Origin of the sequence: Psychrobacillus sp. NPDC093200, assembly GCF_050280345.1 — a bacterium.
GTDB lineage: Bacteria > Bacillota > Bacilli > Bacillales_A > Planococcaceae > Psychrobacillus > Psychrobacillus faecigallinarum.
On the sequence record NZ_JBNNVC010000001.1, the window covers coordinates 1146539 to 1164083 of the forward strand.

13 protein-coding genes are annotated in these 17545 nt (G+C 37.3%); 8 read left to right on the plus strand and 5 right to left on the minus strand.

Annotated elements, in window-relative coordinates; all coding sequences use genetic code 11:
- The first annotated feature begins 47 nt into the window (after positions 1-47).
- The 8 genes from ACQKNZ_RS05560 to ACQKNZ_RS05595 are packed head-to-tail and all read left to right on the plus strand — an operon-like array spanning position 48 to position 11892.
- On the plus strand, positions 48-2444 hold the full coding sequence (locus ACQKNZ_RS05560; RefSeq protein ID WP_427658521.1) for a hypothetical protein: 2397 nt from the start codon (positions 48-50) through the stop codon (positions 2442-2444).
- Complete coding sequence (locus ACQKNZ_RS05565) at positions 2444-3373, plus strand: ATP-binding cassette domain-containing protein (protein ID WP_427658523.1); 930 nt, start codon at positions 2444-2446, stop codon at positions 3371-3373. The genes ACQKNZ_RS05560 and ACQKNZ_RS05565 overlap by 1 nt, the downstream gene beginning before the upstream one ends.
- A 1-nt stretch (position 3374) precedes the next feature.
- Positions 3375-4223, plus strand: a complete 849-nt coding sequence (locus ACQKNZ_RS05570; protein WP_151110697.1) for an ABC transporter permease — start codon at positions 3375-3377, stop codon at positions 4221-4223.
- A gap of 12 nt (positions 4224-4235) precedes the next feature.
- Complete coding sequence (locus tag ACQKNZ_RS05575; protein ID WP_427658525.1) at positions 4236-5663, plus strand: hypothetical protein; 1428 nt, start codon at positions 4236-4238, stop codon at positions 5661-5663.
- 11 nt (positions 5664-5674) lie between these two features.
- Positions 5675-6667, plus strand: a complete 993-nt coding sequence (locus ACQKNZ_RS05580) for an AAA family ATPase (RefSeq protein ID WP_144537866.1) — start codon at positions 5675-5677, stop codon at positions 6665-6667.
- On the plus strand, positions 6664-7539 hold the full coding sequence (locus tag ACQKNZ_RS05585; RefSeq protein WP_144537868.1) for a DUF58 domain-containing protein: 876 nt from the start codon (positions 6664-6666) through the stop codon (positions 7537-7539). The genes ACQKNZ_RS05580 and ACQKNZ_RS05585 overlap by 4 nt, the downstream gene beginning before the upstream one ends.
- An 11-nt stretch (positions 7540-7550) precedes the next feature.
- Positions 7551-9311, plus strand: coding sequence for a vWA domain-containing protein (locus ACQKNZ_RS05590; RefSeq protein ID WP_427658528.1), 1761 nt, complete (start codon positions 7551-7553; stop codon positions 9309-9311).
- Complete coding sequence (locus ACQKNZ_RS05595) at positions 9295-11892, plus strand: VWA domain-containing protein (protein WP_427658530.1); 2598 nt, start codon at positions 9295-9297, stop codon at positions 11890-11892. Before ACQKNZ_RS05590 ends, ACQKNZ_RS05595 begins: the two co-directional genes overlap by 17 nt.
- Before the next feature lie 66 nt (positions 11893-11958).
- Here the strand turns inward: ACQKNZ_RS05595 and ACQKNZ_RS05600 are convergent, their stop codons facing one another.
- From ACQKNZ_RS05600 to ACQKNZ_RS05620, 5 genes are all read right to left on the minus strand, one after another.
- Positions 11959-13146, minus strand: a complete 1188-nt coding sequence (locus tag ACQKNZ_RS05600; RefSeq protein WP_427658532.1) for an MFS transporter — start codon at positions 13144-13146, stop codon at positions 11959-11961.
- Positions 13147-13749: 603 nt separating this feature from the next.
- A complete protein-coding gene (locus tag ACQKNZ_RS05605; RefSeq protein ID WP_427658534.1) occupies positions 13750-14823 on the minus strand; it encodes an ABC transporter substrate-binding protein in 1074 nt (357 codons plus the stop codon).
- Positions 14820-15626 carry an ABC transporter permease gene (locus ACQKNZ_RS05610; RefSeq protein WP_144537878.1) on the minus strand — a complete coding sequence of 269 codons (807 nt, stop codon included), beginning with the start codon at positions 15624-15626 and terminating at the stop codon, positions 14820-14822. Before ACQKNZ_RS05610 ends, ACQKNZ_RS05605 begins: the two co-directional genes overlap by 4 nt.
- Entirely contained in the window at positions 15610-16434 is an 825-nt protein-coding gene (locus tag ACQKNZ_RS05615; RefSeq protein WP_427658536.1) for an ABC transporter permease, read from the minus strand. The genes ACQKNZ_RS05610 and ACQKNZ_RS05615 overlap by 17 nt, the downstream gene beginning before the upstream one ends.
- Positions 16424-17530, minus strand: a complete 1107-nt coding sequence (locus ACQKNZ_RS05620; RefSeq protein ID WP_144537882.1) for an ABC transporter ATP-binding protein — start codon at positions 17528-17530, stop codon at positions 16424-16426. The genes ACQKNZ_RS05615 and ACQKNZ_RS05620 overlap by 11 nt, the downstream gene beginning before the upstream one ends.
- Positions 17531-17545: the final 15 nt, after the last annotated feature.

A 17545-nucleotide genomic window follows, 5' to 3' on the forward strand; every position in this document is an offset into this window, starting at 1 on the left:
TTGGGGAAAAACGTACTAAAATATATACATAATAGGAGGGAAAAAATATGCAGATACGCAAGTTTGCTTTGGCCATCATCGCACTTTTTATCATTTTTAGTATAAATCCATCAGATGCCTCAGCAGCTCCAAGCTTACAGGTCAAGATTAATCTTGGCTTTGACGGAAAGGCAAAGTATGGGGAAGGACTACCTATAACCATTACTGTGGAAAATTCAGGTGACCCCTTTTCTGGGGATATCGTGCTGGATATGTTCGAGTCTTATAATTTAGGTAATGGTCAAGCTATACCATTTGAAATAGGGGCTGGAGAAACAAAAACAATCCAAATAGCTTCTTCTGGTTTAAGCGATGATTACTTATACTCAGGCTCCAATATTCAACTTGTTCATTTTTATGAAGGTGGCTGGGAAAAAGGAAAGTCAATTGATTATAAAGGTTCTAAAAATCTTAAAGCTAACATGATGGATCCTTCTTCTATATTTTACATGACACTAACTAACAGTGCCGACCGTTTAACTGTTTTAAATCAGTTAAAGCAATCGAATGCTCAAGTAATTCATTTAGGTCAACTAAATAACTTTATTTTTCCATCAGAGGGTGTAGCCTGGCAAATGGCGGATTATATAGTTATTGATGAATTTGTCCTTGCGGATCTTTCAGAAGTTCAGCAGAATGCGCTTATAGAATATGTGAGTTCTGGGGGATATATCCTTATTGGAGCTTCTGAAAATACATCGGCTGAGCTTGGATTACTATCGCAACATCTTCCATTAAATTTACAAGGAGTCACAAAAAATCTTTCACCTGAAAAAATTAGTACTATAACAGGTGGTAAATTACTATCACAAGATCTTACTCTACACGATGCAACATTAACAGATGGAGGGCAGCCCTTAATCAACTTAGATGGGACATTGATAGCTGCTAAAAAATCACTAGGTAGTGGAGCCATTATTCAAACAACCTTTTCCTTAGGGGATGCACCTCTTGCAAAAGATGATGTTTATAAAGAGCTAATAAAAGCAGTGCTGCAGCCTGTAAATACGCAGGCAACTAATTATATGTATGGAAACAATCTAAAGGATCAGCTAGTCTATGAAATTGGAGAGACAAATTCATTGTTTGCTTCTTTTAAAGTTTCGACGCCACTGATGATTGGTATTGTAATTATTTATATGCTTCTAGTCGGTCCACTTCTTTACTTTATCTTGAAACGGAAGGATAAAAGAGAATATGCTTGGGGAATTATTCCATTGATCGCTATTTTAACTTCTGCTGGGATATTTGGCTATGGTGCAAAGGATCGCATCGCTCGACCTCAAGTGCAACAATCCTCTTTCTTATATGTTAATGAAGACGGTAGTTTAAATGGCTATTACGCCGAATCGATTTTAAGCAATAAGGGTGGAGAATTCTCTTTTACTTCACCAAATTCAACTTCTATGGTCGCACAACGAAGTTTTAATTCCTTTACAGGGAATCCTACTAATATACATGAAAATGTTATTCTAGAAAAAAGCTCCAACAGTTCAGATCTTACATTCAGGGATCTAGGGTATTGGTCCGTATCTTCTTTTTATGGAGAAACCTATATTCCAAATGCAGGGCAACTAGCTTCTGACCTTAAAGTGGAAGCCAGTAAAATAACCGGTACTTTAACTAATGATTTTCCATTTTCTCTTAAAGAAGTTTCGATTTGGTCCGGTTCAAAGCTAATTGTGCTAGGAGACCTAAAACCTGGAGAACAAATGCAAGTCGACAAAGACTTAGGATCCGTAATGTTAAGCCCAACCTCTAATCCTTTTATTAATACTAGTGGTAATTGGGGACAAAATACAATGAATCAAGAAGATTTAATGACACAACGTAAACAATCCTTATACTCTACAAGCAAATTAATTGAACAAACTGGTGGTAAGCCAGCGATTACTGCATTAGTAGAGGAGAATATTGTTCCAATTGAACTTAAAGGTAAAAAAGTAGAAATGTCTGCTCTAAACTTACTAATACAACCTTTTGAGGCAGAGACAATTTTAACAGGCGAGTTTACACTACCTGCAACTAGCTTTATGGTAAATGTTGAAACAACTTCCTTTGGAAAATATATGGAACCAGTGGAGAATAGTAATTTTGAGTGGTATTTAGACGACGGTGAATACATTACGTCCTGGAAACTACCTCAGAATCTTCCTGTAGAAGGCGTAAATTACACACAATTACAAATAGCTAATACAGATCGAAACTCCCATACTATCGAGTTATTAAATAATAAAACAGAAATATATGAGCCTATTGAAGAAAGTAGATTTACAATAAAAGAAAATATATTAGATTATATCAATCAAGATGGAGAAATTATTTATAAATTAATTAAGGATTCCAATAATGGAGATCCATATACACGACTTCCAGAGGTACGTATTAAAGGGGAGGTTAAGTAATGATAGAGATTAAAGGACTAACTAAAAAGTATGGCTCGTTCTATGCTTTAAATGATTTAAATTTAACTTTACAAGAGGGAACAGTTTTTGGATTTGTTGGAGCAAATGGAGCTGGTAAATCTACCACCTTCTCCATATTAGCAACACTACTACAGCCAACCTCTGGTGATGCGCTAGTGAATGGTAAAAGTGTTAAAACAGAGCCACATGAGGTTCGAAAACAGATTGGATATATGCCAGACTTTTTTGGTGTATACGACCAACTAAAGGCAAATGAATATTTGGACTTCTATGGAGCTTCTTATGGTATAACGGAAGCAGAGAGAGCGGTTCTAATTCCTCAATTATTAGAGTTAGTCAACCTAACACATAAAAGATACGAATATGTAGATCTTCTTTCTAGAGGTATGAAACAACGCCTATGCTTAGCAAGAGCATTGATACATGATCCAAAGGTTTTAATCTTAGATGAGCCAGCCTCTGGTCTAGATCCGAGAGCTAGAATCGAAATGAGAGACATATTAAGACAGTTAAAGGATATGGGGAAAACCATCTTAATCTCCTCTCATATATTGCCAGAGCTTGCAGAAATGTGTGACGAGATTGGAGTCATTGACGGAGGCCGATTGATTGCTCATGGTTCGGTGTCAGAAATTCAAGCACAACTTGCTGGCGAAAGGCATATAACCGTCAAAGTAAAAGGTTTGCTTGAAATTGCTACAACTTTCTTTGAAGAGGATCCTTTTGCTTCTAAAGTAGAGACTGACCCAGTTAAAAATATAGTTACCTTCAACTATAGAGGTACAGAGGAAGATCAAATTAGTCTGCTTAAAAAGGCAGTGGAACAGGAAATAAAGGTTATATCATTTGCAGAAACAGAGACAGATTTAGAGGATGTCTTTATGGAAATTACAAAGGGGGCGAAATAAGATGAAGCAAGCATTAAGTAATCCAGTGCTTATTAAAGAGATAAAATTACGTTTTCGCTCTCTAAAAAGTTTCACAGGAATCCTATTTTATCTTATTGCTATGTCTATATTTGTGTTTGGTTTTATCCTGTTAACGACCTCTTTTACGGGCACAGGTTATTTTAGACCCGAGGAAAGCTTTTTCATGTTTGTAATGCTCACATATATCCAGCTCGGTTTGATACTTTTTATCACTCCGGGTCTCACGGCTGGTGCTATCAGTTCAGAGCGTGAGAAGCAAACATTGAACATATTATTAACAACATCGCAAACTTCTTTTCAAATTATTATGGGTAAATTGTCATCGTCGATTGCATTCTTGCTGTTACTGTTAGTAGCGGGCTTACCCGTGTATAGCTTTGTTTTTCTATTCGGTGGAGTTTCACCAGGGCAGCTCGGACTAATATTTTTGTTTTTCTTTTTAACTATGTTGGCGGTCGGTGGAATAGGGATTATGTATTCTACAATTATTCGAAAAACGATTGTATCGATGATTGCAACATATGGTACGATGATTTTTCTAGCTGGGGTAACAGGTTTCATTTATCTCGTTCTTACAGGAATGAATAGCTTGGCAACTGGGGCATTGGCCACGACTCCTCAACCCATTGCCCATTTTTTTGCAACGATTAATCCAGTTATACTAATGATCAATTTAACAATGTCTAGTTCAACAGACTTTATAAGCCAAACCACTAATATAGATTTTCCAATTTGGGCTGGATATGCAATTTTTTATGTTTTGCTAACGGTTTTAACAATCTTTATAGCAGTAAAGAAACTACGGGTTAATATGAAGAAATATAAGTAAGGAGGAAAATAAATGGAGAGCAGAAAAAGATTATTGCTATGGATTAAAAGAGCAAAGCGCAGCCTTACAACAGAGCATTATTTTAAAATGTTACAAGGAGCTTTGTTTTACTCCTTTCTTTCTGTTGCTGTAATTCTACTAGTATCTCGCTTATTTGTTTTTCCCTATTACACAATATATGCCTGGTCTTTAGCGGGTATTGTATTTTTTCTTCTTTTAGGAAGAGCTTTTTGGAAGAGACCTACGAAAGAAACAGCATTGTATAAATTGGATTCTTTTTTTTCTGATAATGTCCTTTTAACTGCCGTATCATTTTTAAATAATAATTCTCCACTTGCTCATGGAGTTTTGCAAAAAGCAGCAAAGAATGGCCAGGAAGCTTTGGATAAATTTAAAAAAAGAGAAAAGCATTATTTTCAGGCAAGGTGGTCCATAGGCTTTTTAACCTCCCTTGCAGTGGTGTTTTTATTAGCATCATTTCCTGCTACCACGCAGTTAGAGGCAAAGGACATTGAACAAGAAAAGCAAGTGATCAATGACATTAAGAAGGAAGTAGAAAAATTAGAGAAAAAAGAATTAGCTAAGTCAGTAAAAAAAGATTTAGAGGAATTAAAAGAGAAACTGAAAAATACTGAATTGGCCGAAGAAGCACTTAGAGAATTAATAAAAAAACAGAAGGAACTTGCATTAAAGGAACAAAAATTAGAGGAAAAGAAAGAATTAGCGAACAATGAAGGTAAAGAAAGTTCAGCTTTGTCAGAGAAAGAGCAGAAAGAACTTGCTTCCTTGGAAACAGCGAATAGCGCATTATCTCAAAGTTCTGCCACTGCGCAGTCTACTCTTAGCAAAATGGGTAAAAAGCTTCCGTTTTCATCAAATAATGTAGCACAAGGTAATCAGAATTCTAATAATAACAGTCCTAATACTAGTTCTAATAATCAACAAGGGCAACAAGGTCAACAAGGCCAACAAGGTCAGAATCAGCAAGGTCAACAAGGCCAACAAGGTCAGAATCAGCAAGGTCAAGGCCAGGGTCAAGGTCAAGGCCAGGGTCAAGGCCAAGGTCAGGGTCAAGGTCAAGGCCAGGGTCAGGGTCAAGGTCAAGGTCAAGGCCAGGGCCAGGGTCAGGGTCAGGGCCAAGGTCAAGGCCAAGGTACGGGGGCTGGCAAAGGTTCTGGAGGAAGAGATCTGTTATCGATTCCATCAAGAATTGGGGGCACTGGAGAAACTACTATAGATGGTGGAAATCTTGGTGAAGGAAATTTCTCTAGCGAAGAACCAGCGGAGGCGCCAACTACTAGAGGCACAGCCAAACCTTATGAAGAAGTTATTAATGAATATTCAGATTCCTATTTGAAAAGCTCAGAACGAATGCAACTACCTTCTGATTTACAGCGGATTGTTCAGGATTACTTCTCGTCCGTAGAAAATAATAATTAATGGAGGAAACTATGGAGTTAACAACTGAAGACTATATGAATATGAGTAAACGATTAGAGGAAGTGCGCCATGAGATTGGTCAATTTATAGTTGGCCAAAAAGAGGCAGTAGAGTTTTCAATTTATTGTGTTTTAGCAGATGGTCATGCTCTTTTAGAGGGATTGCCTGGACTAGGTAAAACTATGCTCATTCGTACCATTTCTGAAGTGCTTGACCTTTCTTTCTCACGTATTCAATTTACGCCAGATTTAATGCCATCTGATATTACAGGTACGAGCATGATTGAACGATTAGAGAATGGAAAACAGCAATTTAATTTTCAAAAGGGGCCAATATTTAGTCAGATGGTGTTAGCTGATGAAATTAACCGAGCTACTCCTAAGACTCAAAGTGCTCTCTTAGAAGCAATGGGAGAGAAAACAGTAACTGTGCTTGGAGAAACTAAGCAGATGGATAGACCATTTTTTGTGTTAGCTACTCAGAATCCAATAGAAATGGAAGGGACTTATCCCTTACCAGAAGCACAAATGGACAGATTTTTATGTAAAATAATTGTTTCTTACCCAACTAAGGAAGAGTTAATGGAAATTTCTAAGCGAACTACTGGAAGCCAAATTATTGAGTTGAGTAAAATAATGAATGCACAAGATATTGTGACAGCACAGCAAATGGTGAAGGAAGTATTGATAGCTGATGATATGTTGGAGTACGCGGTAGATATTATCGCTGCCACTCACCCAGAATCTTCTGTAGTTTCAGAGGTACAGCAATATGTTCAATATGGAAGTGGACCTCGTGGTTTACAGAGCCTTATAAAATTGGCGAAAGCACGTGCCCTAGTAGCAGGGCGCTATCATGTTTCTATAGCAGATATTAAAACAGTGGTAAAACCAGTTTTAAGGCATCGTTTGCTGCTTAATTATGAGGGAGAAGCGGAAGGTAAAAGCGCGGATGACTTAATAGAAATTATTCTACAAACAGTTAAGCAAGGACAAAATGTATGAGTAAAGAATATTTAATCCCAAAGGATTGGAGCGGAAAGCTAAGTCGCTTGTCTTTAGCAACCAAGTCTAAACTACGCGGGCAACATAAAGGGTCTCATCGCTCGCAAAGATTTGGTGCTTCTCTAGATTTCTCTGATTTCCGAGAATATACACCAGGAGATGACGTTCGCCAAATCGATTGGAATGTGTATGCTCGGACAGATAAATACTTTATTAAGCGTTTTTTAGATGAGCAGGAAATGAGAGTACATATTTTATTAGACTCATCTAAGTCGATGGGTGATCCTCTAAAGTGGAATTTTGCAAGACAGTTAGCAGCTTCTTTAGGAATTCTTGTACTCCAAAGAGATGACAGATTATCATTTGCTGCCGTTACTAATGATAAAAATTTACCTTTTAGAAGAAAAGGAGCAACCTACCGGAAAGCATTTACCCAAGTAATAACTGATTTAAAAGAGCCTACCATGGCAGACTCCTTTGCAAAAAACGCCGTCTCATTTCTACCTAAAGACAGTACGGTATTATTCCTTATTACAGATTGCCTAGAAGACTTGGAAACATTAAAATCTCTTATACAAAAGCTACCTCGTTTTGCTGGAGATATACGAATTTTACAAGTTGTCACAAATGAGGAACTTGTTCCGTCTTATTCTGGAGATATTCAACTAGAGGATGTAGAAACTTCTCAGCGATTAAATATTTCTATGTCATCTAGAGTAATAGAGACATACGAACAAGAACATCAGTTACATCAGCGTGGTTTAGAGAATATTTGTAGTAAATTCGGAGTGAGACTTCTACAGGTAAATGCAGATGAAGGTATCTCTCATGTAATATTTCATCAATTACTACGAGCAAATTGGGTGCAATGAGGTGAGTATATATGGGTTTTAGTCAATTACCATATTTATGGACAGTAATATTTCCGATTGCCGTTCTTTTATATTACTTTTTTCGAAAGAAATATAAAAAGCAATCTGTCTCCTCAACTCTTTTTTGGGATGAAGTGATGAAAGAGACAAAGGCCTCTCCTTATTTACAGCATCTTCAACGTAATGCGTTATTTTATTTACAAATGTTAGCAATGATTTTGCTCGTAATTGCACTTATTCAACCTTTTTTGAAAAAAGAAGCACTTGCTGGTGAGCAAATTGTCTTTATTGTGGATACTTCTGCCACGATGGAGGTTAACGTGGATGACGCTATCTTATTTAACAAACATAAGCAGGAAATGCTCGATCTGGTTGAACAGTTATCTGGAAAGCCATTGACACTTATTACTACGGGAAATGAACCTGTCGCAGCTTTAAGGCAGGAAACGAATATCAATGAAATTAAAAGAGTAATAAATAAGTTAGAAGTGACTTATGAGGATGAGAATCTTTCAAAAACTTTGGATTTTGCTCAATCCTTTTTTCAAAATAAAGCTACTTCGGTATATGTGTTTACAGATCAGATAGATCGTCAGACCTTGCCGTTACAATATGAAAATGTAAGCTGGAATGTAATCGGTCAAACTAAGGAAGTATCCAACATATCTATCAAACGCCTTGGGGCAACCAAGATGAAAAATGGAACTTCAGCCTTGATCCAATTAGCTAGTCAAAATAGAGAAGAGCAAACAGTGTCCTTAACCTTGTCAAATGGAGAAGGTGAATTTGTTAAAGAATCCGTTAGATTGCCTGCGGGTGAAACAGTCACCCTTTCCTTTGATGAGTTACAGGAGGCAATTTTTCTGAAGGCAACTATAGATGTGGAAGACGATTATCTCATGGATAACGAGATGACCGTGTTCTTGCATGATCAACTCTCTAAGATTTTCATAGATAGCTCTCTTCACACTTTGGTACGCACTGCCTTTCAATCACTTGGTGTTGACATGAGTAGTATACCAGCTGAACAGGTAAGCCTAGTGAAGGAGGAGGGAATTCTAGTTACTAATCAATTTAGCTTAGTAGATCAATTAGAAAGACCTGCCTTATTTATCGGAAGGAATGATGAAAATCCTGTAGAGGTTAATGGAACTGTTCAAACGGATGATCACCCTTTGTTTTCCTTTGCTGACCTTTCGGATATCTATGTAAGTAGCGTATATCCGGGTGTGGAGGGCTATAAAACGATAGCAACAGTTGCTGAGCAGCCCTTTATACAGATCTCTCCAAGGGGAGATATTATTGTACTTTCCGATATACAAATGACAGATTGGCCGTTAAGTCCTTCTTTCCCATTGTTTATGTGGAGTGTGAAAGAGCAGCTATCTAATAGTAATACTTATTTAGGATCTTTCACTCCGAATGAGAGAAAACCACAATCCTTAGGTAGCGCTACTAATGAGTGGGAAATTTATACGCTAGACGATTCTTATGAATATTCTATTGAGAATGGAGGAGCATTTGTTGCTCCTAGAAAACCAGGTTTATATGTTATACGTTCTGGTGAGAAAGAAAAATATTTTTCAGTAGCAATATCTCAAAAAGAAAAAGAAATTATAAAAGGTTCCTCATATTCTATTGGAGGACTGGGAGTAGAACAGCAGGATGAGAACTATGAAAAGTATTCCATTGTTCCATTTTTAATTGTTTTATTATTATTGTTGTTTGTTATCGAGTGGGAGGTGCAAAGACGCCGTGGATTTACGAGTTGATCAACCACTGCTTTTACTATTATTAGTACCTATTCTCATTTATTTTGTTTGGACATGGAAAAAGGACAGAAATATATTGAGGAAAGAGGGAAGGACTGTCTTCTTTATACGAGTGCTTGCTATATTTTGCTTAGTGCTGGGTCTTACAAATCCTTATTTATTGCTGCCCATTAAAGAGGAACAGATTGTTTTTCTGATTGACCGTTCCGCTTCAGTACAAGGAACTGATCAGCAGGTAAGTGAATGGATTGAAGCAAGCTTAGATTCTCGAAAAGATAGACATTTAGTAGGCGTATATACATTTGCAGAGGATTTTCAAACGGAGATACCCCTGACTGATGAGGAAATAAAACTTCCTGTTTTTAGTCCTATGAAATCACCAGGTAACACCGATATCGCTAGAGCGTTACAGTTATCAACCGGAATAATAGAACCAAACAAAGCAACAAGAATTGTTCTATTTACAGACGGAATTGAGACTAGCGGAACTATAGCAGACGAGCTTATGAAAATAGCTGGCAGTAATGTAACCGTAGATGTAGTACAGCTTGAGAGAGTATCATCGGAGGACGTTGCTGTTACATCCTTTGAAACACCTCCTGTAGCCTTCGAAGGAGAGCAACAGCAGCTTAATGTAGAACTCCAAGCGACTAAGGCTACAAATGGCGAATTATTACTTTATCAAAATGATCAACTACTAAGTAGAGAGCAAGTCGCCTTGGAGCAAGGATCTAATAGTTATACTTTCCGCAACACCTCCAAGGGTGAGGGTCTGTTAAAATATGAAGTACAGGTAATTGTTCAGGGGGATGCCTTGATTGAAAATAATAAGCTTACGAGTGTAACTAATGTAGAGAGTTCTCCAAGGCTACTGGTTGTTACAAATGAGGATACTTCTACTAATATTCCTTTAGTTATTGACAAAGAAGCCATTACAACAGATGTTATCACCGCAAACTCTCTTCCATATGATTTATCTAATTATCTTGCGTATGATGCAATTATTTTTGACAACGTGCCAGGACACATAGTTGGCGAGCAAAAAATGAATGTGATTGAGCAGGCAGTTAAAAATTTTGGTACCGGCTTTATGATGGTGGGTGGGCAGAATAGCTTTGGATTAGGTGGTTATTTTAAAACTCCAATCGAAAAGTTATTACCTGTTGAGATGGAAGTTAAAGGGAAGCAACAATTACCTTCATTAGGGCTTATTATTGTAATGGATAGATCAGGAAGCATGTCTGGTTCGAAAATGGAATATGCGAAAGAGGCAGCTGCTCGTTCGGTAGAAATGCTTAGAGATGATGATCATTTAGGCTTCATAGCGTTCGATGATCGTCCATGGCAAATTATTGAGACAGAGCCTCTTAAAGATAGAGAAGCAGCTGTTGAAAAAATCTTGTCTGTAGGTGCTGGTGGAGGAACTGAGATATATACAAGTCTTGCCCTAGCATATGAGCAGTTACAGCCATTAAAACTACAACGAAAACATATTATTTTACTGACAGATGGTCAATCTAGTTCCTCTAATGACTATCAAACTTTAATCGAAGAGGGAAAAGAGAATAATATTACTGTTTCAACTGTAGCCGTTGGACAGGATGCAGACCGTGCTTTGCTAGAAAGCCTTGCAGAAATGGGAGGGGGAACTTTTTATGAAGTACAGGATGAATCTACAATTCCTGCCATTATGTCTACTGAAACAGCTATCATCTCTAGAACCTATATAGAGGATAACCCATTTTATCCTACCATTTATGGAGACCCTGCATGGTCTAGTCTGTTCGTTGATGGTGTTCCACAGATGAATGCATATATAGCAACTACTGCCAAGCAAACTGCAAATGTAATAGCTCAGAGCGAGAAGGAAGACCCAGTTTTGGCTGAATGGATGTATGGCTTAGGAAGAACTCTTGCCTTCACTTCTGATTCTACGGGTGCTTGGAGCGGAGATTTTGCACGTTGGAATAATTGGGGTGATTTTTGGAACACAGCTATTTCTAGAATGCTTCCATCTTATAGTGAGGTACCTTTTACCATTCAAAAATCTACCGATGGAAGTTATACGGTGACAGATCCTTCGGGAAGCTCATCCTTTATCGAGGTGGCAGCAGTTAATGAAAAAGGGGAAGAGTTAGCTGTAACCTCAGAGCCATTGGCGCCTGGAAAATCCAGAGTTACGGTTGAGAGCGAGCCGGGACTAGTATTTTTCCGAGTTTCTAATGAAAAGGATGCCCTCTATCAAGCAGGGATATCCATTCCCTACAGTGAAGAATATAAGGTTCAACAGCCAAATGTACAAAACCTTCAGTTAATCACTAGTAGAACTGATGGAGAACTTTTAAGTGAACCAGCAGAGGTATTTCGAGATATCGGTATGACTAGCTCGGAAAAGCAACCTATAAGACAGTTTTTAATCTTGGCGGCAATCATCCTATTTTTTATAGACATAACAATTAGGAGATTTGGATTTAAACAGCTTATAGCACCTTTTAGAAAAAATAAAAAAGAAGCAACTTCTCCCGCTACAAAAACGACCAGTAATATGGAAAAGCTTGTGAGAGAAAAGAAAAAAAGATAGATAAAAGCGCAATGGAAGAGATGTACCTCCATTGCGCTTTTATTGTGAGCTTTAAAATAGCTTATGTTATAAAATGACTGGATTTTTCTTTTTAACCCAGACAAGAGTGATAATCCAAGTACAGATTAAGATTACTGCACCGACTACAAATGGTATGTTGATATTCACATCAAATAAAATACCTGCTAGAGCCGGACCAATCATATTACCTAAACTCATATACGCATTGTTCATACCAGCAGCAAACCCTTGTTCATTGCCAGCAAGTTTAGAGACAATTGTATTTACAGCTGGACGAATCAATGTTGTAGCAATTGAGAAGGCAGTTGCTAAAAATAAAATAAGCCAGAAAGAGTCTACTAAAAAGAAAAGTACTAATGATACAGCCGCAACCACTAAGTTAACAAGAATAACATTTAATTCGCCAAAGCGTTTAAAGAGTCGGTCTATCACAACAGTTTGGATAACTACCCCTACAAATCCACCCACAGTTAAAATAGCAGCGATTCGTTGAGGACTATAATCATATTTGTGATCTACATACAATGAAAAGGTTGATTGGAAGTTAGCAATTCCAAATGAGAAAACAAAAATGATAAATAACATCATAAAGTAAGGCGTGTATATAGAGCTTTTCATTTGTGAAAGGATATTTTCACGTTTTTTAATAGTAGGTGTTAGTTCACTAATTACATTTTTAATGTCAGGCAAGATAACTAAGGAGACTATTGCGGAAAGAAAAGATACAACTGCAGCCATGTAAAATGGAAAGGATAAACTTACACCTGCTAAAAACCCTCCGATAGCCGGCCCTATCATAAAGCCTAATGACATGGAAGCCCCAATGTAGCCCATGCCTTTTCCACGATCTTCAAGGCTTGTTAAGTCAGCGACAAATGCCATAGTAGCTGGTACTAAAAATGCTCCGCCAACTCCCCCCATAAACCTTGCAATATAGAGCATCCATTCGTCTGTGGCTAAACCAAACCATAATTGTGATAAGGAGAAGACGATCAAACCAATAATGATTAATTTTTTTCTTCCGTATTTATCGGATAGTTCACCAGCTAATGGTGAAAATATAAATTGTCCTAAAGCATAGGAAGCAATGATAAATCCTAATGCTTGCCCAGCGACGCCAAAAGTCTCCAAATATGAAGGCATTACTGGGATAACAATTCCTATCCCTGACATTACGATAAACATATTGAACATTAGTATATATAATGCAAATTTATTTCTTTTTTCTGTCATAATGGCTCCTGCTTTCTTTCATACTATTATCATCTATCGATAATATCATATTTTCTCTATAATACATACCTTCGTGTCCCGAAAAAATTTCACTTACGACCTTCTTGAAAAACTTGATAATACATGGCTAATTTTCACTTTAGGCGAACGCTTTCCGCGGGGGGAGCAATAAGCCATCCCCGTCGCTTGTGCGTCGGTTGTGATGTCTTATCTGTCTCCCTAATCCCGCAGGAGTCGTCGCCTGTCGCTACAATCATATATATTAATGATAAAGTAGTACGGAGAAACTACCTCAAGAACATATTGTATGGTTATATGATCAATCCTATTAATAAAATTACAGTAAAATTTTGGATAATAGATGACTGATTTTCGCTTTAGGCGAACGCTTTTCGCGGGGGGGAGCGATAAGCCATCACCGCCAGCTTGCAGTTATAATCATATATGGTGTACTAATTATGGTGTAGTTTAAGCTAAAAAAAATTTTGCTGGTTTCATTGGAAAGGCAAAAGGAGGATGGCCGTGACGTGAGTCGCGACCATCCTCTCTATAATTTTTTAATAATATTTAAGTTAATTAAAGGGTAAATGTTAATTTGCTAATTTACTTTGAACCCATTTTAAATTTCAAGAACAACTCGTTATAAACACCTAACATTTCAAGTCCTAGGTTATTGTATACTTCTAAATTGTCTCGAGCTTCTTCGGAAGGATAGAAGCGTTCGTCTGTTATGACTTCTTCGTCCATTAGCTCCATTGCTGCAGTATTAGGTGTAGAGTACCCTACATAATCTGCATTTTGTGCAGCGACCTCTGGATCTAACATGAAGTTGATAAATGCATGAGCGCCTTCGATGTTTGCCGAGGTTTTAGGGATTACCATGTTGTCAAACCATAGATTAGAACCTTCTTCAGGAACAGAGTAATCTAGTTCTTCATTTTCCCACATCATATCAGCAGCTTGTCCCGACCAAGTAAGCGCAACGGCTGCTTCCTCGTTTACCATAAGCTGTGTTACTTCATCACCAATAATAGCCTTTACATTAGGCGATAGCTTTTGAAGTTTCTCTAAAGCCTCTTGAAGCTCAGTTTCATCAGTTGAGTTTAAGGAATGGCCAAGGCTATTTAACCCCATTCCGATTACCTCACGCGCTCCATCTACTAAAAGGACCTTGCCTTGTAGTGAAGAATCCCACAAATCATCCCAACTTTCAAATGACTGGCCATCTAAAAGGGAAGGATTATAAACGATTCCTACTGTTCCCCAAAAGTAGGGAACTGAAAATTCATTTTTAGGATCGAAGGATAAATCTAAAAAGTAAGGATCTATATTTGCCATGTTTGGGATTTTCGATTGATCAATTGGAAGAAGTAAGTCATTTTCCTTCATTTTTTCGATAGCATACTCAGAAGGTACAGCTATGTCATAGGAAGTTCCACCTTGTTCAATTTTCGTCATCATCGCTTCATTAGAATCGAACGTTTCATAGACAACACGATAACCAGACTCTTCTTCGAATTGATCGATTAACTCAGGATCTATATATTCACCCCAGTTGTAAATAGTAACTGTATCACTACCAGCATTGCCGGAGCTTTTCCCTAAGTAGTCATTCGCTACAAACAATCCTATACAAACAATAATAATTGCTGCTGACGCTTTCACAATATCTTTCATTTCCTTACCCCCATTCCTGTAGGGTTTTTCCCGCCACGTTGGCTAATAAAGTAATAGCCCACTACCAACAATAAAGTGACGATGAAAATAATTCCTGAAAGTGCATTAATCGTTAGAGTGATTCCGGCACGAGCCATAGAATAAATCTCTACTGATAATGTACTAAAACCATTCCCAGTGACAAAGAAAGTCACTGCAAAGTCATCTAATGAGTAAGTCAATGCTAGGAAGAATCCTGCAAAGATTCCCGGTTTGATGAAAGGGATAATAACTCTTCTTAAGATGTCTCTTCTAGTAGCGCCTAGATCGGCTGCTGCATCTATTAACGAGCTGTTCATTTCTTGAAGTTTTGGCAATACCATTAAGACTACGATTGGAATACTAAAAGCAATATGAGAAATTAATACTGAGGCAAAGCCTAACTTAACCCCAACCATAGTAAATAGGATCAAGAAGGAAGCACCAATAACAACGTCTGGGCTAACAATCAATACGTTATTCAATGATAATATTGAGTTCCTTAAGGATTTGTTTCTAATATAAACTATACCTAAGGAGCCAAGAACACCTATTACGGTCGAAATTAAAGCAGATAGTAACGCCACAATAACAGTGTTGATAAGAATCATAATTAGACGAGTGTCAGAAAACACTGCTGCATAGTGCTCCCAAGTAAAGGACTCAAAGTCATTCATCGTACCACCGCTATTAAATGAATAGAATATCAAATAAAAAATAGGTACATAAAGAATAACGAAGATCAGGGCTAAAAATATTTTTGCCGACTTACTTGTTTTTTCCATTAGAAGTGGCCCCCTTTTCTCTTTGTCCGGTAATGATCATGACAATTACCATAAAGATAATTAAAAACACGGCGATGGTTGAACCCATTCCCCAGTTTTGTGTTACAAGGAACTGTTGTTCAATAGCAGTACCTAGTGTAATTACTTTGTTCCCTGCAATTAATCGAGTAATCATAAATAATGAAAGGGAGGGGATGAATACAGCTTGAATCCCGGCCTTTACACCATTAATAGTTAAAGGAAAGATGACCTTAGAAAAAGTTGTCCAGCTTGAAGCCCCTAAGTCTCTACTTGCATCTATCAGAGATGGATTTAACTTATCGAGCGAGTTAAAGATAGGGAGAATCATAAATGGTATGAAAATGTACACCGATACAAAAATAAAACTAAAATCAGTAAATAGTATTTGCTGTTCACCTATCCCAAAAACATTTAAAAATGCATTGATTGGACCATATAAACCAAAGATCCCGATAAACGCATATGTTTTTAATAGAAGGTTAATCCATGATGGAATAATGATTAAAAGTAGCCATAATTGTTTGTGCTTTGTTTTAGTCAAAAGATAAGCTGTTGGATACGCAATGAGCAAAGAAAATAAGGTAATTAAAAATGCGTACCAGAAAGAGCTAAGTGTTAACTTTAAATATACAGAAGTAAAAAAGTTCTTATAGTTTTCTAATGTAAAGCTTCCGCTTAAGTCGAAGAAGGAATAATAAGCGATTAATGCTATTGGAGCTATGACAAAGAATAGTATCCAAGCATAGTAGGGTATCAGATAAAGCGTTTTAGCTTTTTTAGTTTCCATAAGCGTCTTCCCCATAAGACTCAAGTCGTTTGTCAAATTCTTCTTCTGTTTCATTTAGACGCATAACATGAATAGACTCCGGATCGAAATCTAATCCAATCATTTCACCTACAGCTGCTTTTTTAGTTGAATGAACTAACCACTCATTTCCTTCTTCATCGTAAGTGGATAGCTCATAGTGAACGCCTCTAAATAGTTGGGTATCTACTTTCACTTTCATCTTCCCATTATCTACTCCAGTAATTTCTAAATCCTCTGGGCGAATAACGATATCAACCTTCTCATTTGGATTTAACCCTTGGTCCACACATTCAAATTCCTTACCACCAATATGCACACGGAAATCTGCGACCATTGTTCCTTCTACAATATTAGATTCACCGATAAAGTCCGCAACAAAGCGATTGATAGGTTCATCATAAATATCCATAGGAGTTCCACTTTGTTCAATATTTCCGGCATTCAATACAAATATTTCATCGGACATAGCAAGTGCTTCTTCTTGGTCATGCGTAACAAAGATAAAAGTTTTTCCGAGACGTTGCTGTAACTCACGAAGCTCGTACTGCATTTCTGAACGTAGCTTTAGGTCAAGCGCTGAAAGTGGCTCGTCTAGTAATATAATTTCAGGGTCATTGACTATTGCACGGGCGATAGCAACACGTTGTCTTTGTCCCCCAGACATTTCTGCTATTTCTCTATACTCATAACCGCTTAAATTAACAAATCTCAATGCTTCTAATACTTTGTCTTCTATATCTTTTTTTGCTAATTTTTTTATGCGTAGACCAAATGCTACGTTTTCAAAAACATTTAAGTGAGGAAACAAAGCGTAGTCCTGAAATACGGTATTAACTTGGCGTTCGTTGGCTGGTACATTGTTGATTAGTTTTCCATTAAAATAAATGCTCCCACTTGAAGGCTGCATAAATCCTGCGATTAAGCGGAGAATAGTTGTTTTCCCACAACCTGATGGTCCTAATAACGTATAAAATTTTCCGCGTTCTAATTCAAAATTAATGTTACTAAGTACGGTAGTGTCCTCATCATAAAATTTAGTGACGTTTTCAAAGCGAATAATAGGTGTCTCTGACATAATAACCCTCCATTT

What these genes read in the sequence shown, in the direction of transcription:
- ACQKNZ_RS05560 (WP_427658521.1), top strand. Translation starts at nt 48, where the DNA reads ATGCAGATACGCAAGTTTGCTTTGGCCATCATCGCACTTTTTATCATT.
- ACQKNZ_RS05565 (WP_427658523.1), top strand. Translation starts at nt 2,444, where the DNA reads ATGATAGAGATTAAAGGACTAACTAAAAAGTATGGCTCGTTCTATGCT.
- ACQKNZ_RS05570 (WP_151110697.1), top strand. Translation starts at nt 3,375, where the DNA reads ATGAAGCAAGCATTAAGTAATCCAGTGCTTATTAAAGAGATAAAATTA.
- ACQKNZ_RS05575 (WP_427658525.1), top strand. Translation starts at nt 4,236, where the DNA reads ATGGAGAGCAGAAAAAGATTATTGCTATGGATTAAAAGAGCAAAGCGC.
- ACQKNZ_RS05580 (WP_144537866.1), top strand. Translation starts at nt 5,675, where the DNA reads ATGGAGTTAACAACTGAAGACTATATGAATATGAGTAAACGATTAGAG.
- ACQKNZ_RS05585 (WP_144537868.1), top strand. Translation starts at nt 6,664, where the DNA reads ATGAGTAAAGAATATTTAATCCCAAAGGATTGGAGCGGAAAGCTAAGT.
- ACQKNZ_RS05590 (WP_427658528.1), top strand. Translation starts at nt 7,551, where the DNA reads ATGGGTTTTAGTCAATTACCATATTTATGGACAGTAATATTTCCGATT.
- ACQKNZ_RS05600 (WP_427658532.1), bottom strand. Translation starts at nt 13,146, where the DNA reads ATGACAGAAAAAAGAAATAAATTTGCATTATATATACTAATGTTCAAT.
- ACQKNZ_RS05605 (WP_427658534.1), bottom strand. Translation starts at nt 14,823, where the DNA reads ATGAAAGATATTGTGAAAGCGTCAGCAGCAATTATTATTGTTTGTATA.
- ACQKNZ_RS05610 (WP_144537878.1), bottom strand. Translation starts at nt 15,626, where the DNA reads ATGGAAAAAACAAGTAAGTCGGCAAAAATATTTTTAGCCCTGATCTTC.
- ACQKNZ_RS05615 (WP_427658536.1), bottom strand. Translation starts at nt 16,434, where the DNA reads ATGGAAACTAAAAAAGCTAAAACGCTTTATCTGATACCCTACTATGCT.
- ACQKNZ_RS05620 (WP_144537882.1), bottom strand. Translation starts at nt 17,530, where the DNA reads ATGTCAGAGACACCTATTATTCGCTTTGAAAACGTCACTAAATTTTAT.